Consider the following 20,893-nt stretch of genomic DNA (forward strand, 5'->3'; position numbering starts at 1 on the left):
GACGGTGAAGCCGCTCGACCCGCGCCTGCTGCGGCTGTCGCGGACGGCCCGTGGCTTCATCGTCGCGGCCGCCGGCACCGGTGTCCTCCGCACGCTCGCGACCATCGCGATCGCGTGGGGGATCGCCGCGGCGGTGACCCTCGGCGTGGACGCCGTCCGTGACGGCAGCGTCCCGGACGCGTTCACCCCGGCGCTCGCGCTCCTCGGCGCGGCGTTCGTCGTCCGGGCCGTGGCCGCCTGGGCCACCGACGACCTCGCCGCACGGGCGGCGGCGAAGGTGAAGAGCGAGCTGCGCGCGACCGTCCTGGCCCGGGCGGCCGAGCGCGGACCGTCGTGGCTCGCCGAGCGCTCGAGTGCGGCCTTCGCGACCACGCTCGGCCCCGGGCTGGACGCCCTCGACGCCTACTTCGGCCGGTACCTGCGGCAGCTGGCCCTCACCGCGATCGCCACGCCGATGCTCGTCGTCGCGATCGGACTCGGCGACCTGACCAGCGGCCTGATCGTGCTCTGCGCCCTGCCCGTGATCCCGGTGTTCATGATCCTCATCGGCCTCGCGACGCAGGCGCTCCAGCGGAAGCAGTCGGACGCGCTCGCGAAGCTCGGCGGTGCCTTCACCGAGGCGGTCGAGGGGCTGGCGACGCTCAAGGTCTTCGGCCGTGCGCGGCGCCAGGTCCGACGCATCGGCACCGTCACCGACGAGTACCGCCGTGGCACCGTCGGGGTCCTGCGGCTGTCGTTCGTGAGCGGGTTCGCGCTCGAGCTCGCCGCGAGCCTGTCCGTCGCGCTCGTCGCGGTGTCGATCGGCATCCGACTCCTCGACGGCTCGCTCGGGCTCGGCGCCGCGATGTTCGTGCTCGTCCTCGCTCCGGAGGCCTTCGCCCCGATCCGCCAGGTCGGCGCCGACTTCCACGCGGCACAGGACGGCGTCGAGGCCTCGACCGCCGTGCTCGACGTCCTCGACGACACCACGGCGCCCGCGGCACGTCCCGGAGCCGTCCCCGCCGCCGACCACCTGGTGCTGGACCGACTCACCGTGCGCCGTCCCGACGTCGTGATCGGTCCGCTCGACCTCCGCGCCGGACCGGGCACGATCGTCGTCCTGGCCGGACCGAGCGGCTCCGGCAAGTCCAGTCTCATCGCTGCGGTCCGCGGTGCCCTGCCCCACGACGGCACGGTGACCGTGCCGGGCCCCGACGGCAGCACGGTCGCCGAGCGTACGACCTGGGCAGACCAGCGCCCACGACTCGTCCGCGGCACGATCGCCGAGAACGTCGCGCTCAGCGCGACCCCCGACGAGCCAGCGGTCCGCACCGCCCTGGGCGAGGCGGGGCTGGGACTCGACCCGCGCCTCCAGGTCGGTTCCGGCGGCAGCGGCCTGTCCGGCGGCCAGGCGCAGCGCGTCGCGGTGGCGCGCGCCCTGTACCGCGCGCGGCGGACGGGGACGCAGCTCGTGCTGCTCGACGAGCCGACCTCCGCGCTGGACGCCGACGCCGAGGCGCACGTCGTCCGCACGCTCCGCCGCCTCGCCGACGACGGGGCCGTCGTCGTGGTCGCGAGCCACCGGCCCGCGGTCGTCGCGGCGGCGGACGTCCGCGTCGACGTCCGGCCGGACGGCGCGGTCGCGGTCACCCGTGTCGACGGGCGACCGGGTGGCGCGGTCGCGGTCACCCGGGCGGACGGGGTGCGGGCATGACCCGGGAGGCGCGAGGGGCCCACGACGCCGGTTCCGGTCCGACGCGCCAGCGGCGGGGCGGCCGTGCCGGCGGGGACGCCTCCGTCCTGCGGCTCGCGATGCCGCACGGGGCCGGTTGGGCCAAGGCGGTCACGGCCGGTGCGCTCAGTGCGGTCTGCGCCGTGGCGCTCCTCGCCGCGAGCGGGTACCTCATCACGCGTGCGGCCGAGCACCCGCCGATCCTCTACCTGACGCTCGTGATGGTGGGCGTCCGCGCGTTCGCGCTCGGCCGTGCGGCGCTCCGGTACGTGGACCGCCTCGCCGGACACGACGCCTCGTTCCGGCAGCTCGCGGTCGTGCGCACCGAGATGTACCGCCGACTGTCGTCGATCGCTCCGGCGGGACTCGGCTCCACCGGTCGCGGCGACCTCCTCACGCGGCTCGTCACCGACACCGACCGGCTGCAGGACCTGCCCATCCGCGTCGTCGGTCCGCTCGTGTCCGCCGGCGTGGCCGCGCTGCTCTCCGTCGTCGCGGTCGCGTTCGTGTCGGTGCCGGCGGCGCTCGTGCTGCTCGTCGCCCTCGCCGTGGCCGCGCTGCTCGGGTCGGTCGTCACCCTCTCGATCGCACGGCGCTCCGACGAGCAGACGGCCGCGGAACGCGGGCACGTCGCCGACCTCGTGCTCGACACCGTGCGGACGCTCGACGTCTTCGCCGCATACGGCACGCTCGACGAACGGCTCGACCACATCGCCCGGCTCGATGCCCGGGTGACCGCGGCCGTGCGGCGCCGGGGGACGATCGAGTCACTCGTCGGGGCCCTGGTCGGCCTCGTCGGTGGTGGCGCTGTCATCGGGATCCTGGCCGTCGGCGCCCCCGCGGTCGTCACCGGCGCGCTCGACGGACCGCTCTGGGCCCTCGCCGTGTTCGTGCCGCTCGCCCTGTTCGAGGTCGTCGGCGGGGTCCCGCTCGCGGTGCTGACGCTGCGCCGGGTCCGAGCCGCGGCCGACCGGGTGGAGCGGGTCGTCCCGGCGGAGGTGCCGGCCGGCATCGTCCCGGAGCCGGACGCGGACGCCGATCCCGCTTCGCTCGTGGTCGACGGGCCCGTCGCCGTCTCGCTGCGCGACGTGTCGGTGCGCTGGCCCGGTGCCGCGGCGGACGCCGTCGACCGGGTGTCGTTGGACCTCCGACCCGGCGAGGTCGTCGTGCTCGAGGGACCGAGCGGCGCGGGCAAGTCGACGCTCGTGGACGCGCTCGTCCGGTTCGTCGACCACGAGGGCTCGTACACGCTCGACGGGGTCGAGGCGAAGGACATGCACCCCGACGCCGTCCGCGCCCGCGTCGGGCTGATCGAGCAGGACCCGTTCGTGTTCGACCAGTCCGTGCGGCAGAACCTGCTGTTCGCCCGCGACACCGCGACCGACGAGGACCTGCTCGCCGTGCTCGACCGGGTCGGGCTCGGGTCGTGGGTGCAGCGGCGCGGTGGACTCGACGCGGGCGTGGGGGAGCGCGGTGCCCTGGTGTCCGGCGGGCAGGCGCACCGGCTCGCGCTCGCCCGGGCGCTCCTGCACGCGTTCCCGGTGCTCGTGCTCGACGAGCCGACGGCCGACATCGACCCCGACCTCGGCGACACCGTGCTGCGCGACCTCGTCGGGGCCGCGCGGCAGGACGGCAGGACGGTCGTCATCGTGTCGCACGTGCCGGTGGCGGCGGACCTCGTCGACCGGACGCTGCGGATGCGCGACGGGCGGCTCGCGGCGGTGTGAGCCGAGCACCTGCCGGCGGTGGGTCGACTCCGGTGCGGTGATCCGTTCCTCCAGGCTTATATCCTTGATGACCGGAGCGCGTCCGACGGACGTGATCCGTGCCTCCAGACTGAATGAGAGTTCCGTGACCACCGAGCCGTACCCCGAGGACCCGAACGCCTACGACTTCCGTCGTCTGCAGGAGAAGTGGCAGCCGCGCTGGGAGGAGCTCGGGCTCTTCACGACCGACCTCGACGACACGCGTCCGCGGAAGTACATCCTCGAGATGTTCCCGTACCCGTCCGGCGACCTGCACATGGGGCACGCCGAGAACTGGGCGCTCGGCGACTTCGTGGCGCGGTACTGGCGGCAGCAGGGCTTCAACGTGCTGCACCCGATCGGCTGGGACTCGTTCGGGCTGCCGGCCGAGAACGCGGCGATCAAGCGCGGGGTCGACCCGAAGGACTGGACCTACGCGAACATCGAGCAGCAGAAGGCGTCGTTCAAGCGCTACGCGCCGTCGTTCGACTGGACCACCGAGATCCACACCTCGGACCCCGAGTACTACAAGTGGAACCAGTGGCTGTTCCTGAAGATGTACGAGAAGGGGCTGGCCTACCGCAAGGACAGCTGGGTCAACTGGGACCCGGTGGACCAGACCGTCCTCGCGAACGAGCAGGTGCTGCCGGACGGCACCTCGGACCGCTCCGGTGCCGTCGTGGTCAAGAAGAAGCTGACGCAGTGGTACTTCAAGATCACCGAGTACGCGGACCGGCTGCTCGACGACCTCAACCAGCTCGAGGGCCGGTGGCCGGCGAAGGTCATCGCGCAGCAGCGGAACTGGATCGGCCGCTCGGTCGGCGCGGACGTCGACTTCGTGATCGAGGGCCGCGACGAGCCCGTCACGGTGTTCACCACGCGTCCGGACACGATCCACGGGGTGACGTTCCTCGTGGTGGCGCCGGATTCTGACCTGGCTGCTGCGCTGGTGGCTGACGCATCCGTGTCGGACGACGTCCGGGCTGCGTTCGACGCATACCTCGTCGCCACGCAGAAGACCTCCGAGATCGACCGGCAGAACGCGGACCGCCCGAAGACCGGTGTGCCGCTCGGCCGTTCCGCGATCCACCCGCTGACGGGGGAGCGCCTGCCGATCTGGGCCGCCGACTACGTGCTGGCCGACTACGGTCACGGCGCGGTCATGGCCGTCCCGGCGCACGACCAGCGCGACCTCGACTTCGCGCGGGCGTTCGACCTGCCGGTGAAGGTCGTCGTCGACACGAACGCCGCGGTGACCGGGGCGATCCCGGTGATCCCCGAGGGTGCCTCGCTCGAGGACCTGCCCGCGCTCGACCCGGTGTCGACGGGTGAGGCCCTGACCGGCACCGGTCGGATGATCAACTCCGGCCCGCTCGACGGCATGTCCAAGCAGCACGCGATCACCGCGGCGATCTCCCTGCTCGAGGAGCGCGGCACCGGACGTGCCGCCAAGACCTACCGTCTTCGCGACTGGCTCATCTCGCGCCAGCGCTTCTGGGGCACCCCGATCCCGATCATCCACGGTGCCGACGGCACCGAGCACCCGGTGCCGATGGACCAGCTGCCCGTCCGGCTGCCCGACACCGAGGGGCTCGACCTCAAGCCGAAGGGCACCTCGCCGCTCGGTGGCGCGACCGACTGGGTGAACGTGCCGAACCCGGTGGACGGCACCCCCGCGCTCCGCGACACCGACACGATGGACACCTTCGTCGACTCGTCGTGGTACTTCCTGCGCTTCCTGGCGGCGAACGACGACACGCAGGCGTTCGACCCCGCCGTCGCGCGCAAGTGGGCCCCGGTCGACCAGTACATCGGCGGCATCGAGCACGCGATCCTGCACCTGCTGTACGCGCGCTTCGTGACCAAGGTGCTGTTCGACCTCGGCTACCTCGACTTCACCGAGCCGTTCTCGGCGCTGCTCAACCAGGGCATGGTGCTGTCCGGCGGCTCGAAGATGTCGAAGTCGAAGGGTGGCGTCTCGCTCGGTGACGAGCTCGACGCGAACGGTGTCGACGCGATCCGCCTGGTGATGGGCTTCGCCGGGCCTCCAGAGGACGACATCAACTGGGAGGACGTCTCCCCGTCCGCCTCGGCTCGCTTCCTCGCCCGTGCCTACCGGCTGGCGCTCGACGTCACGTCGTCGCCGGACGTCGTGTGGGCGGACGGCGACCGGGCCCTGCGGCAGGTCACGCACCGGTTCCTGGCCGATGCGCCGGGGATGATGGAGTCGTTCAAGTTCAACGTCGTGATCGCGCGGCTCATGGACCTGGTGAACGTCACCCGCAAGGCGATCGACAACGGTCCGGGCGCGGCTGACCCCGCCGTCCGCGAGGCCGTCGAGACCATCGCGCTCGGCCTGAGCGTCTTCGCGCCGTACACCGGCGAGGAGATGTGGGAGAAGCTGGGCTACGAGGCCACCGTCGCCACGTACGGCTGGCGGAAGGCCGACCCGACGCTGCTCGTGCAGGAGTCGCTGACCGCGGTCGTGCAGGTCAACGGCAAGGTGCGGGACTCGTTCGAGGTGTCGAAGTCGATCGAGCCGTCGGAGCTTGAGGCGCTCGCTCGGGCGTCGGCGAACGTCCAGCGGTACATCGGGGACCGCGAGATCGTGAAGGTGATCGTGCGGGCGCCGAAGCTCGTGAACATCGCGATCAAGGGGTAGCGCGCCGTTCGTCCTCCACAGGTGGGGCGGGCGGACGGTCGTCCACCGATCGTCGTTGCGGGGTCCGGCCGGGTGGTCGGGCTCCGTAGCGTGCGGGCATGTCGTCTGGTGATGGTGGAGCCACGGAACCGTCCGGCGGGGCTGGGGCGGTGTCGGCGGGTGGGTCTGCGCGGTCGTGGGCCGCTGGGCTGGCGTTGTCGCCGCGGACGGCGGTCCTGCTGGCGGGGCTCGTCGTCCTGGTCGCCGGGGTCGTGGTGGCGGTCGGGTCGTGGTCGGGTGCGTCATCGTCGGCGGGCGGTGCGGGCGACGGTCCGCTGTCGCTGGCGGGCGCTCCGTCGGCGGTGCCGTCCCGTTCTCCGGGTGGGGGTCCTCCGTCCTCGTCGGCGGCCCCGCTCGTGGTCGTGCACGTCGTCGGGGCGGTGGCACGTCCGGGCATCGTGACGCTGCCCGGGGGCAGCCGTGTGTCCGACGCGGTCGAGCGGGCCGGGGGCGCTCGTGACGACGCGGACCTGGCTCGGCTGAACCTCGCGCGAGTGCTGGTGGACGGCGAGCGGTTGTACGTGCCGAAGGTGGGGGAGACGGACATCCCGGCAGCGCTCGACGGTTCGAGCAGCTCGGTCGGTGGTGGGGGCGGTGCCGGGTCGGATGGTGCCGGTGGTGGTGCCGGGTCTGCCGTCGATGCCGTCGTCGACCTCAACACGGCCGATCAGACCCTGCTCGAGACCCTGCCCGGGATCGGGCCGTCGCTCGCGGGCCGGATCCTCGCGTGGCGCGACGAGCACGGACGGTTCGCCGCCGTCGAGGACCTGCTCGACGTCAGCGGCATCGGTGACGTCCGGTTCGCGGAGCTCCGCGACCGCGTGCGGGTCTGATCGGGGCCGGCGGTGGCGGTCGACCTCGCTCCCGGCGTGCGGGACCTGCGAGTGGCCGGTCCGGCGTCGGCCGCGTGGGTCTGCGCTGCGGTGCTGGTCGGGGTGCCCGGCAGCGCGGGGTGGTTCGGGCTCGTCGGCGCGGCCGTCGCGTGTGGCGGCATCGCATGGCTGCTGGTGGGGTGTCCGCGGCGGGCTCTGGGCGTCGTGGGGCTCGTGGTGGCGTCGGCCGCGTTCTGCACCACGGTGGCGGTCGCCGTGGTGGTCGGCGACGACCGGCGGAACCCTGCCGTCCTCGAGGGTGTCCGGACGGCCGTCGTCGAGGTCGTGCTCGACCGGGACCTCGCGCCGGGTGACCGGTCGGTCGTCGGGACCCTGGTGGCAGCGGAGGACGTCGACGGGCTGCGCGTGCCGGTTCGGGTCGTCCCCACGGCGCGCGGCGCGGGCGGGGCTGCCGGCGCGGGGAGTCGGGTGCACGGGTTGGCGACGCTCGAGGCGGACGAGCCGGGGAGCACGACGTCGTTCGTGGCGTTCCTGCGCGGTGAGGTCCGGACCGAGCCGCCGACGGGACTCCTCGCGGCCACCGATCGGGCGCGCCGAGCGTTCGTGTCCGCGAGCGCGACCCTGCCGGAACCCGGAGCCTCGTTGTTGCGCGGTCTGGCGATCGGCGACCGGAGCGGACTCGACCCCGCGACCGAGGCAGCGATGGAGACCTCGGCGCTCACCCACCTGACCGCCGTGTCCGGCGCGAACTGTGCGGTGATCGTGGGACTCGTGGTCGTGCTGGGGCGGGTCGTCGGTCTCCCGCGAGCAGGTCGGGCGGTGGTGGCGATCGCGCTCCTGCTGGCGTTCGTGGTGCTGGTCCGTCCGGACCCCTCGATCGTGCGGGCGACGGTGATGGCGGTGGTCGTGCTCGTGGTGCACCTCGCGGGACGTCCGGTACGTGGGGTCCCGCTGATCGCCCTCGCCGTGGTCGGGATGCTCGTCGTCGACCCCTGGTACGCCCGGTCGTTCGCGTTCGCCCTGTCGGTGCTCGCGACGAGTGGGATCGTGGTCCTCGGTCCGCCGCTGACGGCGCTGTTCGCACGACGGATGTGGACGCCGGTGGCGGCAGCGCTCGCGATCCCCGTCGCGGCGCAGCTCGCCTGCTGGCCGGTCACGATCCCGTTGTCGGCCACGTTCCCGACATACGCGGTCCCGGCGAACCTGCTGACCGAGCCGCTCGCGCCCGTCGTCACGGTGGTCGGGCTCGCCGCGTGCCTGACCGCGCCGCTGTGGCCGTGGGGCGGTTCGGTGCTCGCCGCGGTGGCGTGGGCGCCCGCCAGCGCGATCGGAGGCATCGCGCACGGAGCGGCTGCGCTCCCGTACGCCGCCGCGCCCTGGCCAGCCGGCGTGCTCGGGGTGGTCGGCGCTGCCGTCGTGAGCGCCTCGGTCGCGGTGGCGGTCCTCGCGCCCCGAGCGGTCCGCTTCCGCCTGCTCCTCGCCGCGTGCACGGTCGCAGCGGTCGGGATCGTGTCCGTCGCCGTGCCCCGACTCGTCGTGCGCGCGGGGCTGCCCGGCGACTGGGCCATCGCCGCGTGCGACGTGGGACAGGGCGACGCGGTGCTCGTCCGCGGCGGGAGCGGCACCGCACTGGTGGACGTCGGCGACGATCCGGAGCGACTCAGCGCCTGCCTGGACCTCCTCGGCGTCGACCGGGTCGACCTGCTCGTGCTGACGCACTTCGACCGGGACCACGTCGGTGCGGTCGCGTCGGTCGCGGACCGTGTGACGACCGCGCTCGTCGGGCCGACGGGTCGGGCCGAGGACGAGCGCGTCCTCCGGTCGCTCGTCGACGCGGGCATCGACGTCCGGACGGCCGACGACACGACGTCGGGCACGCTCGGGCCGCTCCGGTGGCGGGTGGTGTGGCCGCGGTCGGGTGCGCGGGACGCCGGCAACGACGCGAGTCTGGTCCTCCGGACGGAACCCGGGCCGGGCTGCACGTCGTGTGTCGGCGGGCTGTTCCTCGGAGACCTGGGGGAGACCGCGCAGCGCCGGCTCCGCGGTGTCCTGGCGTCCCGGGCCGACACCGGGGCGCAGGCCCGGCCCGGGACCACGATCGAGGTCGTGAAGGTCGCGCACCACGGTTCGGCCGACCAGGACCCGGTGCTCTACCGTGAGACCGCGGCCGCGGTGGGGCTCATCGGCGTCGGCGCGGACAACACGTACGGCCACCCGACCCGCTCGGCGCTGGACGTGCTCTCGGCCCCGGGCACCCGCGCGTACCGGACCGACCGGCAGGGGACCGTGGTCGTCGGACGGGACGGGCCCGACGCCCTCCGGGTGTGGACGGAGCGTTCGGCGTCAGCGGTCGCCCGTAGGATCGAGGCATGGCCGCCAAGAAGCCCGTCCGTGCCGCAGCGAAGATCGACCAGGTGCCCTGGTCGGGCATCCGCCCTGCGCCGGTGGTGCTCGTCACGGGGCCCGAGACCTTCCTCGCCGAGCGAGCGAGCAGCGTCCTGCGCGACCTGCTCGTGGGCGAGGACCCCGCGCTCGAGGTGCACGACCTCGAAGCCGACCAGTACGCTCCCGGCCTCCTCGCCACGCTCGCGAGTCCGTCCCTGTTCGGCGAGCCCCGGCTGGTCCGGGTCACCAACGTCGAGAAGTGCACCGACGCGTTCATCACCGAGACGATCTCGTACCTCGGTGCCCCGGCGGACGACGTCACGCTCGTGCTGCGCCACGGCGGGGGAGTGCGCGGCAAGAAGCTGCTCGACACGATCCGCAGCGGTGTCGGCGGGGGCGTCGAGGTGCAGTGCGACGAGCTCAAGCGCGAGACCGACCGGATCGACTTCGTCACGGCGGAGTTCCGCGCTGCCCGACGGAAGATCGCGCCCTCGGCGGTGCGCACCCTCGTCGCGGCGTTCGCGGACGACCTGGCCGAGCTCGCGGCCGCGTGCCGGCAGCTCCTCGCGGACGAAGCCGCCGAGATCACGGACAAGGTCGTCGACAAGTACTACGGCGGTCGTGTCGAGACGAACGCGTTCAAGGTCGCCGACATCGCACTCGCCGGCCGTTCGGCTCCGGCCATCGTCGAGTTGCGGCACGCGCTCTCGACGGGCGAGGCTCCGGTGCCGATCGTGGCGGCGTTCGCGTCGAAGATCCGCACGATGGCGAAGGTCAGTGCCTTCCGCGGGCCGAGCGGTCAGGCCGCCTCGGCGCTCGGCATGGCGCCGTGGCAGGTGCAGCGGGCACAGCGTGACGTCGCGGGGTGGAGCGAGTCCGGGCTCGCGAACGCGATCATCAGCATCGCCGAGGCCGACACCGCGGTGAAGGGTGGCTCGCGCGACGCGCACTACGCGCTCGAGGTCATGGTCCGCACCATCGCCCGGCGCGGCGAGGCGCGCTGAGGCGAGCCGCGCCTCCTGAACTGCGCACGCGACGCGAGTCGGACGGCACCGCACACGCGGTGCGACGTTCTGCGTGTCGATCGACGCGCAGCATGTCGAAACGCGCGTGTCACGCCGGCCCGCGCCCCGCGCGCCACGCACGCAAACAGGCCCCGCACCGAACGGTGCGGGGCCTGCAGACCAGAAGGGTCAGTGCGTCAGAGCGACGCGACCTTCTTCGCGATGGCCGACTTGCGGTTCGCGGCCTGGTTCTTGTGGATGACGCCCTTGCTCACGGCCTTGTCGAGCTTCTTCGACGCGAGGGTCAGGGCCGCGACGGCCTTGTCCTTGTCGCCGGCGACGACGGCCTCGTTCGTGTGACGGATGACCGTCTTGAGCTCCGAACGGTAGGCCTTGTTGCGCTCCTGGGCCTTGAGGTTGGTCTTGATGCGCTTCATCTGCGACTTGATGTTCGCCATGCGTGTTGCTCCTTGATCGTCTCTACGGGTGGTCGCGACCGCTGGGTAGAGGGGCCCTTGGTCGCATCGCGTTCCACCCGTGGGCGGGGAACGCGGAAGCCAGCCACCAACATTACCAGGCCGGAGCGTCTGGACCAAAGCACCGAAACGCCGAAACCATGCCGCAACAACCGTTCGCTACCGTGACGAGCATGCCATCGCTCGCGCCCCGCATCGAGACCGTCCCCGCCTCCGGCATCCGCCGCGTGTTCGAGCAAGCCGCACGCATGCAGGCCGAGCAGACGGGCCAGACGACCGGCACGGACATCGCGATGCTCGTCATCGGCGAACCCGACGTGCCCGTCGCGGCGCACATCGGCGAGGCCGCCCGGCGCGCCTGGACCGAGGACCGCACCGACTACACCCCGAACGGCGGCATCGCCCCGCTGCGGGAGGCCATCCGCGACAAGCTCCGCCGCGAGAACCGGATCGAGGTCGACGTCGAGCAGATCTGGATGACGATCGGCGCGACGCAGGCGCTCTTCCAAGCGATGACCCTCGTGCTGAGCCCCGGCGACGAGGTCCTCGTGCCGGACCCCGGCTACACGACCTTCACGATGAACGCCCACATCATCGGAGCCACCCCGGTGCCGTACCGGCTCGAGCCGCAGCACGGGTTCGAGCCCGACCTGCAGGCCCTCGAGGCGAGCATCACCGAGCGGACCCGCGCCCTCGTCGTGAACTCGCCGTCGAACCCACTCGGCTCGGTGTTCGGCGAGCAGACCCTCCGCGACCTGCTCGCCCTGGCGAAGCGGCACGACCTCTGGGTGATCAGCGACGAGGTCTACGAGTACTTCACCTACGGCACCCGCCACGTCAGCCTGGCGAGCCTCGACGAGGACGACCGCGTCTTCACCGCCTTCTCGCTGAGCAAGACCTACGCGATGACGGGCGTCCGTGTCGGGTACCTCGTCACGCCGAAGGGACTCGGCCCGACGATGCGGACGACCCAGGAGGCGATGATCAGCTGCGTCGCCGAGCCCGACCAGTGGGCGGCCCTCGCGGCGATCGTGGGGGACCACTCCGCCGTGCAGGACGCCCGCGAGCACTACCGCGCCAACCTCGGCGTCGCGAAGGAGGTGCTCGACGCCGCCGGCATCCACTACCTCGACCCGCGGGGCGCCTTCTACCTGTGGATCGACATGTCCCACGCCTCGCAGGGCGACGTCGCGGAGTGGGCGCTCGGGTTCCTCCAGCGGGAGCGGGTCGCCGTGGCGCCCGGGAGCGCGTTCGGCCGGACCGGCGAGGGCTGGATCCGTGTGTGCCTCGCGGCGACGCCGGCGGACCTGCGCCGCGGACTGGGTGCGCTGCCGGCGCCGGAGCACGCCGTGGTCTGACGGGACGTGCGCGCCGCCGCCGCGCGGACGTGGGACAATCGTTCGACCGTCCGACCCACCCCGAGGAACCGTGAGCCCACAAGCATCCGCGCCGCTCGAGCCCGCCTCGACCCCGGCCGACGCGATCCGCAACTTCTGCATCATCGCGCACATCGACCACGGCAAGTCCACGCTGGCCGACCGCATGCTGCAGATCACCGGCATCGTCGAGGACCGCGCCATGCGTGCGCAGTACCTCGACCGCATGGACATCGAGCGCGAGCGCGGCATCACGATCAAGTCCCAGGCGGTGCGCATGCCGTGGGAGCTCGACGGGCAGACGTACGCCCTCAACATGATCGACACGCCCGGTCACGTGGACTTCTCGTACGAGGTGTCCCGATCGCTCGCGGCGTGCGAGGGAGCGATCCTCCTGGTCGACGCGGCGCAGGGCATCGAGGCGCAGACGCTCGCCAACCTCTACCTGGCGCTCGAGAACGACCTCGAGATCATCCCGGTCCTCAACAAGATCGACCTGCCGGCGGCCGAGCCGGAGAAGTACGCGGCCGAGCTCGCGCAGCTCATCGGCGGCTCGCCCGACGACGTCCTGCGCGTGTCCGGCAAGACCGGCGTGGGCGTGGCCGAACTGCTCGACCGGGTCGTCGGCTCCGTGCCGGCCCCCGTGGGCGACGTGGACGCTCCGCCCCGCGCGATGATCTTCGACTCGGTCTACGACAGCTACCGCGGCGTCGTGACCTACGTGCGGATGGTGGACGGCACGATCCACCCGCGCGAGAAGGTCCAGATGATGTCGACCAAGTCGACGCACGAGATCCTCGAGATCGGCGTGTCCGCGCCCGAGCCGAAGCCGACGAAGGGCCTCTCCGTCGGCGAGGTCGGTTACCTCATCACCGGGGTGAAGGACGTCCGCCAGTCGAAGGTCGGCGACACGGTCACGACGGCGCAGAAGCCCGCGACCGAGGCGCTGGCCGGGTACACCGACCCGAAGCCGATGGTGTTCTCGGGCCTGTACCCGATCGACGGCTCGGACTACCCGGACCTCCGCGAGGCGCTCGACAAGCTCAAGCTGTCCGACGCCGCTCTCGTGTACGAGCCGGAGACGTCGGTGGCGCTCGGCTTCGGCTTCCGCTGCGGCTTCCTCGGCCTGCTCCACCTCGAGATCATCACCGAGCGCCTCAGCCGCGAGTTCGGGCTCGACCTCATCACCACGGCCCCGAGCGTGATCTACGAGGTCACGAACGAGGACAACACCGTGACCGAGGTCACGAACCCGTCCGAGTTCCCGGGCGGCCGCATCGTCGAGGTCCGCGAGCCGATGGTCCGTGCGGCCATCCTCGCGCCGAAGGACTACGTGGGCGCGATCATGGAGCTGTGCCAGTCGCGCCGCGGATCGCTGCTCGGCATGGAGTACCTCGGCGAGGACCGCGTCGAGATCCGGTACGAGATGCCCCTCGGCGAGATCGTCTTCGACTTCTTCGACCAGCTGAAGAGCAAGACGCAGGGCTACGCGTCGCTCGATTACGAGCCCACGGGTGACCAGGCGGCCGACCTCGTGAAGGTCGACATCCTGCTCCAGGGCGAGCAGGTCGACGCGTTCAGCGCGATCGTGCACCGCGACAAGGCGTACGCCTACGGCACGTTGATGACCGAGCGCCTGCGCAAGCTCATCCCGCGCCAGCAGTTCGAGGTCCCGATCCAGGCCGCCATCGGCGCCCGGATCATCGCCCGCGAGAGCATCCGGGCGATGCGCAAGGACGTCCTCGCGAAGTGCTACGGCGGTGACATCACCCGCAAGCGCAAGCTCCTCGAGAAGCAGAAGGAGGGCAAGAAGCGCATGAAGATGGTGGGTCGCGTCGAGGTCCCGCAGGAAGCCTTCATCGCGGCGCTCTCCGGCGACGTCGAAGAGAAGAAGAAGTAGCGGAGCGCGTCAGACGCGGCGGGCGCGAGCCCGCAACGCTGCCAGGCCCAGTGCCGGGAGGCTCGCCGCGGCCAGTCCTGCGAGTGCGGTCCGCAGGATGACGAGTCCGGCAGCCGTGTCGTAGTCGGCCTGCGCCGCCGCGGCGAACCCGGCCACCACCGACCCGACCACCATCGCCAGCGTGCAGAACCCGAGCACGTAGGGCAGCCGGCGTGCCGAGTGTCGGCGCACCGCGAGCACGAGCGTCACCCCGAACAGGAGCACACCCGCTCCGGCGCTGCACGCCCCGAACGCGGCGATGGCGTTCGCGGTGTCGAACACGTCGACGTCCCCCGGCGGCGTCGTGACGTACCGGGAGGGAGCGCCGAGGCCGGCCGTCGCCCACTCGACCGCGGCCCGTGCCGTCGCCGCCAGCCCGAACGCCGCGAGCGTCAGGACGGCGAACGCGGCCGTCGTGCGGTCGACGGACCGCGCGCGAGCGAGGGGGGAGCGGGGCACGCACCCACGATAGGGGCGTGTCGGACGCGTGTCGGGCCTCCAGTTCGGGGCGCGCGGAAAGCGGACCGCCGGTTGCGCACCCGAGGGCGACTCGGTTCGATCCGGGGGACGAGTCCCCAGTACAGTGGGCCGCATGAGTACCCGCGGGAGCTACCGGACCGCCCTGACGTACGGAGCCGTGGGTGCGACCCAGGCGCCGGACCTCATGACGTACCCGCCGGAGGGGTTCGCCCCGTCCGAGTCGCGCTCCCGGATCGGCCACGGCGACCAGCGCTTCGAGACCGCGGTGACCCAGGCCCTGACCTGGCAGATCCAGGAGCGCAGCGGGATCCGCGTGCACGTCGAGGAACAGCCCGACGACGACGAGGTCCGCTACAACCCGGTGACCTTCGACGAGGACGGCGTGCCGATCGCCCCGGCCTCGATCGGGACGCCCCGGGTGGAGAAGTTCGCCCCGGACGGCACGCCGCTCGTGACGGCGGGGACGAGCGCGACGCTGACGATGCACGCGTTCGGCCAGACGGTGCAGGCACCGGTCCGGGTCGTCTCGATCATCGACGAGACCGACCGCAAGGGCTTCGCGTACGGCACGCTCGAAGGGCACCCGCTCTCGGGCGAGGAGTCCTTCGTCGTCGAGCGGACCCCGGACGGCTCGGTGTGGTTGCAGATCCGGCAGTTCTCGCAGCCGTCGAGCCGGAAGTGGCAGTTCGTGGCCCCGTTGCTCCGTCGGCAGCAGCGCGTGATGGCGCAGAAGTACCTCGAAGCGCTCCGCGGCGACTAGGTCTGCTCGGCTAGGAGCCCTCGCCGACCGGGCGGAGCGGCGGCAGCGCCGCGATGGCGTCCTCGATGAGCGACGCGTCGTCGACGCAGTTCCGGGCGATCGTCACGGCACCCGTGGCGCGGAGCGCGTCGACGTCGAACACCCCGGTCGCCACCGCCAGGAACGGGATCCCGGCGGCCTCGGCCGCCTCGCCGTCCCGCGGGGTGTCCCCGACGATGACGGCCCGGGTGCCCGCGAGGGCATCGGCAGCACGCGCGGTCACCCCGCTGCGCTCGACCTCGGCGTCACCGAAGTACGAGTGCTCCCAGTCGAACGCGTCGACGTCGAACCCGGCGCCCTGCAGCTTCACGCGGGCGCGGTAGGGGGAGTTGCCGGTCAGCAGGCCGTTGCGCCAGCCGAGCTCGGCGAACCGTCGGACGAGGGCGATCGCGCCCGGAGCCGGGCTCCGGTGGTCGCCGGACACGTGTCGTTCCTCGGTCAGGTCGTGCAGGTGGCGGCTCACGGTGGGGATGAGCGAGTCGTCCAGGTCGTGGGCCCGGACGTGCTCGGCGATGAGCCCGGCGTCGGTGCGGCCGTGCTGGTGCCCGACGCGGAGGACGAGGTCGCGACCCACCGCCCGCTCGAGCGCGAGGTGGTAGAGGTTGCCCGGCGAGGAGGCGTTCATCACGAGGGTGCCGTCGATGTCCCACAGCACCGTGGTGGGGACGGGGTGGTGCTCCATGTCTCCATCATGACGGACAATGGAGTCCATGCCGAGTGCTCTCCCGATCGCCGATCCCGCACCAGCGGACGGGCTGCTCTCGCCCGCGGCCGGAGCCGGTGACGTCCCGTTCGGCGTGTACGTGCACGTGCCGTTCTGCCGCGTGCGGTGCGGCTACTGCGACTTCAACACCTACACGGCGTCCGAGCTGCGCGGGGTCCGTCGGGACGACTACGCCGGGCACGCCGTGCAGGAGATCCGCTTCGCGGCGGACGTCCTCGACCGCTCCGGCGTCCCGCGGCGACCGGTGTCGACGGTCTTCTTCGGCGGGGGGACGCCGACGATGCTGCCGGCGTCCGACCTCGTGATGATCCTGCGGGCGATCGACGAGACCTGGGGCATCCTGCCCGGGGCCGAGGTCACGACCGAGGCGAACCCGGACTCCGTCGACGAGTCGTCCCTGGCGACGCTGCGCGCCGGTGGGTTCACCCGGGTGAGCTACGGCATGCAGTCCGCGGTGCCGCACGTGCTCGCGACGCTCGACCGGACGCACGACCCCGAGCGCGTGCCGCTCGTCGTGGACGCCGCGAAGCAGCAGGGGCTCGACGTCTCGCTCGACCTCATCTACTCGACGCCGGGCGAGTCCCTCGACGACTGGCGCACCTCGCTGGACGCGGCCCTGGCGTGTGCGCCCGACCACGTCTCGGCGTACTCGCTCATCGTCGAGGACGGCACCGCGATGGGCCGGATGGTCGCACGCGGCGAGCTGCCGGCGCCGGACGACGACCTCGCGGCGGACATGTACGAGCTGGCCGACCAGGTCCTCGGCGACGCCGGGTACTCCTGGTACGAGGTCTCGAACTGGTCCCGCGGCGACCAGCACGCGAGCCGGCACAACCTGTCCTACTGGAAGGGCCACGACTGGTGGGGCGTCGGCCCGGGCGCGCACTCCGCGGTCGCCGGCACCCGCTGGTGGAACGTGAAGCACCCGGCCGCGTACGCGAACCGGGTGCTGCAGGGCGAGTCGCCCGCGGCCGGCCGCGAGACCCTCGACGACGAGACCCGGTACGTCGAGCGCGTGCTCCTCGCCGCGCGGGTCCGCGGTGAGCTGGCGACGAGCGAGCTGGGCCAGGAGGCACGGGGCCGCGTCGCCGGCCTCATCGCACGTGGTCTCGTGGACGGGTCGGCCGCGGTGCGGGGACGGATCGAGTTGACCCTGCGGGGTCGCCTGCTCGCGGACGCGGTGGTCCGCGAGCTGCTCGACTGAGCTACTGCTTGATGAACTCGATCGAGAGCGGGTAGCGGTAGAACTGCCCGCGGTTGGCGGCGACGGCGGCCATGATCCCGAAGATGATCGTCAGGATCCCGATCACCGGCAGGAGCACCGCGCCGATCAGCACGATGGTCAAGAGGCCCGCGGCGACGTAGGCGATCGCCATCGTGATGTGGAAGTTCAGCGCCACGCGCGTGTGCTCGCGGATGAAGCCGCCGCGATCGCGCAGGACGAGGTAGGCCACGAGCGGCGCGACGAAGTTGAAGAAGATCCCGCCGATGTGCGTGAGCGTGGCCCAGAGGCGCTGGTCCTCGGGCGACATCGGCTGGGGCGGCTGGTACCCGCCCGGGAACTGGGGGCCACCGGGCTGCTGTCCGTAGGTCATGGCGGAAGCGTACTGGCAGGCGTGTGGAGAAGTCCCGGTCCGTCGGTGGTCGGGCGTAGGATCAGCAGTCGACACGTCCGAGTGCCAGATCGAGTGGAAGGGGTCCGGGTGGTCAGCGAACGCAGCCTCGAGGTCCTCAAGGCCATCGTGCGGGACTACGTCGCGTCACGCGAGCCGGTCGGTTCGAAGACGATCGTCGAGCGGCACGCCTTCGGGGTCAGCGCCGCCACGATCCGGAACGACATGGCCCAGCTCGAGGACGAGCAGCTCATCGCGGCACCGCACACCTCGTCCGGTCGCGTCCCCACCGACAAGGGGTACCGCGTCTTCGTCGACCACCTCGCCGGCGCGCGGCCGCTGTCCAGCGCCCAGCGGCACGCGATCGAGACGTTCCTCGGTGCGCCGAACGACCTCGACGAGGTCCTCGGCCGGACGGTCCGGCTGCTCAGCCAGCTCACGAACCAGGTCGCCCTCGTGCAGTACCCCTCGATGGTGCGCGCGCGTGTCCAGCACATCGAGCTCGTCCGCCTCGGCGACAACCGCCTGATGGTCGTGCTCATCACCGACACCGCCCGGGTCGAGCAGCGTGTCGTCGAGACCGACGTGGCGCTCGACGAGGGCTCGCTCACCGAACTCCGCACGGCGGTGAACGGCGCCAGCGTCGGGCTCCTGCTGCAGGACGTCTCGACGGCGCTCCGCGCGGTGCCGCAGCAGATCCGCCCCGACGCCCAGCCGCTCGCCGGGGTCGTCGTCGCGACCCTCATCGAGCAGGTCGCCGCCAACCGGCAGGACCGCCTGGTGATGGCCGGTGCGGCGAACCTCGCCAAGAGCGAGCAGGACTTCTCGGGCGGGCTCTTCCCCGTGCTCGAGGCGATCGAGGAACAGGTGACCCTGCTCCGCCTGTTCGGTGAGATGCAGATCGACGACGGCGTCGCGGCGCGCATCGGCGTGGAGAACGCCGAGTACGGGCTCGACGCGACGAGCATCGTCGCCGGCGGGTACCTGGCCGGCGGCGAACTCGCCCGGCTCGGCGTGCTCGGGCCGACCCGGATGGACTACGGCACGAACATGGCCGCCGTGCGCGCCGTCGCACGGTACCTGTCCAAACTCCTGGGTGAACATTGACCAGGTGCCCACGCGCCTGAGCGAGCCGGTCCCGACGGGGCGACCCGCGCCTCCAGGCCCACCGACGACCACCAGAACCGCGGCGACCGCCGCACCCGACCGACCGAACCGAACCGAACCGACTGAGGGATACGTGGCAGACCACTACGACGTCCTCGGCGTCCAGAAGGACGCCTCCGATGCCGACATCAAGAAGGCGTACCGCCGTCTGGCGCGCGAACTGCACCCGGACGTGAACCCGAGCCCCGATGCGGCCGAGCGCTTCAAGGACGTGACGCACGCGTACGACGTGCTGAGCGACCCCGAGCAGCGCCGCCGGTACGACGCCGGGCCCCAGGCCGACAGCCCCTTCGGTGGCGGAGCCGGCGGGTTCAGCGACATCTTCGACGCGTTCTTCGGTGGCGGTGGCGGCGGCGGTCGTGGCAACGGCCCGCGCAGCCGTGCCGAGCGCGGGCAGGACGCCCTGCTCCGCATCGACGTCGACCTCGACGAGGTCGTCTTCGGTACCCACAAGGACGTCGAGGTCGACACCGCGGTGCTGTGCGAGACGTGCGGCGGTTCCTGCTGCGCGCCGGGCACGAGCCCGCAGACGTGCGACATCTGCGGCGGCACCGGCCACATCCAGCGCCAGGTCCGCTCGCTCCTCGGCAACGTCGTGACGAGCGCGCCCTGCGGCACCTGCCGCGGGTACGGCACCGTCATCCCGAACCCGTGCCCGACGTGCCAGGGCCAGGGACGCGTCCGCGCTCGTCGCACGGTGCCGGTCGACGTCCCCGCCGGAGTCGACTCCGGGCTCCGCCTGCAGATGCCCGGCCAGGGCGAGGTCGGCCCGGCCGGTGGCCCCTCCGGTGACCTCTACCTCGAGATCCGGGTGCGCCACCACGACGTCTTCAGCCGCGACGGGGACGACCTGCTCGCCACGCTCGAGGTCGCGATGACCGACGCCGTGCTCGGGACGACCACGACGATCGACGGGCTCGACGGTCCGGTCGAGCTCGAGGTCCGGCCGGGTGTGCAGAGCGCCGACGTCCTCGTGATCAAGGACCGCGGCATCACGAAGCTCCGGGGCAACGGTCGCGGCGACCTCCGGGTCGGTGTGCAGGTCGTGACGCCGACGAAGCTCTCGCACAAGGAACGGCAGCTCGTCGAGCAGCTCGCGAAGTCGCACAAGGCCGCGAAGCCGCAGCTCGCCCGCTTCCAGCAGGGCATGTTCGGCAAGCTCCGCGACCGGTTCTTCAACTTCTGATGGCGTCGCTCTACCTCGTCGGGTCGCTCGACGGCGTCACGGTCGGCGACACCGTCCCGCTCGACGGGGCGGAGGGACGCCACGCCGTCACGGTCGCCCGGGTCCGGGTGGGGGAGACGCTGCGCCTGTCCGACGGTCGTGGCACCGTCGTGACCGGGGCGGTGGCCGCGCTCGGGCGGGACACGCTCTCGTTGGCGGTGTCCACGGTCGCCGTCGACGACGCCCCCACACCGACGCTCACGCTCGTGCAGGCGCTCGCGAAGGGCGGCCGCGACGAGATGGCGGTGCAGGCGGCGACCGAGATCGGTGTCGACCGGATCGTGCCGTGGTCGGCGGCCCGCAGCGTCTCCCGCTGGGACGGCGCGAAGGTCGAGAAGGGCCGCGCACGCTGGACGGCGATCGCGCACGAGGCGTCGAAGCAGGCGATCCGTTCCCGGGTGCCCGTCGTCGACGCGCCGGTGACGACCGGGCAGCTCGCGGCTCCGGCTCCCGGCGCGGCCGACGGTGCTCGCGCCGTCCTCGTGCTGGACCCGGTCGGCGACGTCCGGCTCTCCGAGTGGGAACCGCCGAGCGACGTCGCCGAGATCGTCCTCGTCGTCGGACCCGAGGGCGGCATCGACGGCTCCGAGTTCGACCGGCTGGTGGCCGCCGGCGCCGTCCGGGTCCGCCTCGGCGACACGGTGCTCCGGACGTCCACCGCCGGCCCGGCCGCGCTCGCGGTCCTCCAGACACGGCTCGGTCGCTGGTAGCGCCC

16 protein-coding genes and 1 pseudogene are annotated in these 20,893 nt (G+C 72.4%); 13 read left to right on the plus strand and 4 right to left on the minus strand.

Annotation, left to right across the window (positions count from 1 at the left end; all coding sequences use genetic code 11):
• Positions 1–4: 4 nt before the first annotated feature.
• The 6 genes and pseudogenes from cydD (at position 5) to holA (ending at position 10,379) form a co-directional block, all read left to right on the plus strand.
• Positions 5–1,693 (plus strand): thiol reductant ABC exporter subunit CydD, encoded by a 1,689-nt coding sequence (cydD, locus tag JSX79_RS04620; RefSeq protein ID WP_229085291.1) that lies wholly within the window; start codon positions 5–7, stop codon positions 1,691–1,693.
• On the plus strand, positions 1,690–3,438 hold the full coding sequence (gene cydC, locus JSX79_RS04625; RefSeq protein WP_229085292.1) for a thiol reductant ABC exporter subunit CydC: 1,749 nt from the start codon (positions 1,690–1,692) through the stop codon (positions 3,436–3,438). Before cydD ends, cydC begins: the two co-directional genes overlap by 4 nt.
• Positions 3,439–3,505: 67 nt before the next feature.
• Positions 3,506–6,118: a leucine--tRNA ligase gene (leuS, locus tag JSX79_RS04630; protein ID WP_267484097.1), complete on the plus strand. Its 2,613-nt coding sequence runs from the start codon at positions 3,506–3,508 to the stop codon at positions 6,116–6,118.
• A 98-nt stretch (positions 6,119–6,216) separates the two neighbouring features.
• The gene (locus tag JSX79_RS04635) at positions 6,217–6,990 is read left to right on the plus strand and encodes a ComEA family DNA-binding protein (protein WP_229085294.1); all 774 of its coding nucleotides are present in this window, start codon (positions 6,217–6,219) and stop codon (positions 6,988–6,990) included.
• 603 nt (positions 6,991–7,593) lie between these two features.
• A pseudogene (locus tag JSX79_RS18835) lies at positions 7,594–8,991 on the plus strand (ComEC/Rec2 family competence protein); the annotation flags it as partial.
• 368 nt (positions 8,992–9,359) lie between these two features.
• On the plus strand, positions 9,360–10,379 hold the full coding sequence (holA, locus tag JSX79_RS04640) for a DNA polymerase III subunit delta (RefSeq protein ID WP_229085295.1): 1,020 nt from the start codon (positions 9,360–9,362) through the stop codon (positions 10,377–10,379).
• A 197-nt stretch (positions 10,380–10,576) separates the two neighbouring features.
• Here holA and rpsT read toward each other — a convergent pair whose 3' ends face one another.
• Positions 10,577–10,837, minus strand: a complete 261-nt coding sequence (rpsT, locus tag JSX79_RS04645) for a 30S ribosomal protein S20 (RefSeq protein WP_070418682.1) — start codon at positions 10,835–10,837, stop codon at positions 10,577–10,579.
• A 191-nt stretch (positions 10,838–11,028) separates the two neighbouring features.
• On the opposite strand from rpsT, the gene JSX79_RS04650 reads away from it, so the two are divergent.
• Positions 11,029–12,213, plus strand: coding sequence for a pyridoxal phosphate-dependent aminotransferase (locus JSX79_RS04650; RefSeq protein ID WP_229085296.1), 1,185 nt, complete (start codon positions 11,029–11,031; stop codon positions 12,211–12,213).
• Between the two features lie 70 nt (positions 12,214–12,283).
• The gene (lepA, locus tag JSX79_RS04655) at positions 12,284–14,131 is read left to right on the plus strand and encodes a translation elongation factor 4 (RefSeq protein ID WP_071294816.1); all 1,848 of its coding nucleotides are present in this window, start codon (positions 12,284–12,286) and stop codon (positions 14,129–14,131) included.
• Positions 14,132–14,140: 9 nt separating this feature from the next.
• Here lepA and JSX79_RS04660 read toward each other — a convergent pair whose 3' ends face one another.
• Complete coding sequence (locus JSX79_RS04660) at positions 14,141–14,629, minus strand: hypothetical protein (RefSeq protein ID WP_071294817.1); 489 nt, start codon at positions 14,627–14,629, stop codon at positions 14,141–14,143.
• A gap of 133 nt (positions 14,630–14,762) precedes the next feature.
• Here JSX79_RS04660 and JSX79_RS04665 point away from each other — a divergent pair, with 133 nt between their 5' ends.
• Complete coding sequence (locus JSX79_RS04665; protein ID WP_070418685.1) at positions 14,763–15,410, plus strand: DUF1990 family protein; 648 nt, start codon at positions 14,763–14,765, stop codon at positions 15,408–15,410.
• 10 nt (positions 15,411–15,420) lie between these two features.
• Here the strand turns inward: JSX79_RS04665 and JSX79_RS04670 are convergent, their stop codons facing one another.
• Positions 15,421–16,131 carry an HAD family hydrolase gene (locus tag JSX79_RS04670; protein WP_229085297.1) on the minus strand — a complete coding sequence of 237 codons (711 nt, stop codon included), beginning with the start codon at positions 16,129–16,131 and terminating at the stop codon, positions 15,421–15,423.
• A 28-nt stretch (positions 16,132–16,159) separates the two neighbouring features.
• Between JSX79_RS04670 and hemW the strand changes: the two genes are divergently transcribed.
• Entirely contained in the window at positions 16,160–17,377 is a 1,218-nt protein-coding gene (gene hemW / locus JSX79_RS04675; protein WP_229085298.1) for a radical SAM family heme chaperone HemW, read from the plus strand.
• Position 17,378: 1 nt separating this feature from the next.
• On the opposite strand, the gene JSX79_RS04680 is transcribed toward hemW, so the two are convergent.
• Complete coding sequence (locus tag JSX79_RS04680) at positions 17,379–17,768, minus strand: DUF4870 domain-containing protein (RefSeq protein ID WP_070418687.1); 390 nt, start codon at positions 17,766–17,768, stop codon at positions 17,379–17,381.
• A gap of 108 nt (positions 17,769–17,876) precedes the next feature.
• Between JSX79_RS04680 and hrcA the strand changes: the two genes are divergently transcribed.
• From hrcA to JSX79_RS04695, 3 genes are all read left to right on the plus strand, one after another.
• On the plus strand, positions 17,877–18,893 hold the full coding sequence (gene hrcA / locus JSX79_RS04685) for a heat-inducible transcriptional repressor HrcA (protein ID WP_229085299.1): 1,017 nt from the start codon (positions 17,877–17,879) through the stop codon (positions 18,891–18,893).
• 133 nt (positions 18,894–19,026) lie between these two features.
• On the plus strand, positions 19,027–20,139 hold the full coding sequence (gene dnaJ, locus JSX79_RS04690) for a molecular chaperone DnaJ (RefSeq protein ID WP_092387589.1): 1,113 nt from the start codon (positions 19,027–19,029) through the stop codon (positions 20,137–20,139).
• Positions 20,139–20,888 (plus strand): 16S rRNA (uracil(1498)-N(3))-methyltransferase, encoded by a 750-nt coding sequence (locus JSX79_RS04695; RefSeq protein WP_071294822.1) that lies wholly within the window; start codon positions 20,139–20,141, stop codon positions 20,886–20,888. Before dnaJ ends, JSX79_RS04695 begins: the two co-directional genes overlap by 1 nt.
• The last annotated feature ends 5 nt before the right edge of the window (positions 20,889–20,893 follow it).

The organism is Curtobacterium sp. GD1 (assembly GCF_020882855.1).
Lineage (GTDB): Bacteria > Actinomycetota > Actinomycetes > Actinomycetales > Microbacteriaceae > Curtobacterium.

What these genes read in the sequence shown, in the direction of transcription:
- cydC (WP_229085292.1), top strand. Translation starts at nt 1,690, where the DNA reads ATGACCCGGGAGGCGCGAGGGGCCCACGACGCCGGTTCCGGTCCGACG.
- leuS (WP_267484097.1), top strand. Translation starts at nt 3,506, where the DNA reads ATGACCGGAGCGCGTCCGACGGACGTGATCCGTGCCTCCAGACTGAAT.
- JSX79_RS04635 (WP_229085294.1), top strand. Translation starts at nt 6,217, where the DNA reads ATGTCGTCTGGTGATGGTGGAGCCACGGAACCGTCCGGCGGGGCTGGG.
- holA (WP_229085295.1), top strand. Translation starts at nt 9,360, where the DNA reads ATGGCCGCCAAGAAGCCCGTCCGTGCCGCAGCGAAGATCGACCAGGTG.
- rpsT (WP_070418682.1), bottom strand. Translation starts at nt 10,837, where the DNA reads ATGGCGAACATCAAGTCGCAGATGAAGCGCATCAAGACCAACCTCAAG.
- JSX79_RS04650 (WP_229085296.1), top strand. Translation starts at nt 11,029, where the DNA reads ATGCCATCGCTCGCGCCCCGCATCGAGACCGTCCCCGCCTCCGGCATC.
- JSX79_RS04665 (WP_070418685.1), top strand. Translation starts at nt 14,763, where the DNA reads ATGAGTACCCGCGGGAGCTACCGGACCGCCCTGACGTACGGAGCCGTG.
- JSX79_RS04670 (WP_229085297.1), bottom strand. Translation starts at nt 16,131, where the DNA reads ATGGAGCACCACCCCGTCCCCACCACGGTGCTGTGGGACATCGACGGC.
- hemW (WP_229085298.1), top strand. Translation starts at nt 16,160, where the DNA reads ATGCCGAGTGCTCTCCCGATCGCCGATCCCGCACCAGCGGACGGGCTG.
- JSX79_RS04680 (WP_070418687.1), bottom strand. Translation starts at nt 17,768, where the DNA reads ATGACCTACGGACAGCAGCCCGGTGGCCCCCAGTTCCCGGGCGGGTAC.
- JSX79_RS04695 (WP_071294822.1), top strand. Translation starts at nt 20,139, where the DNA reads ATGGCGTCGCTCTACCTCGTCGGGTCGCTCGACGGCGTCACGGTCGGC.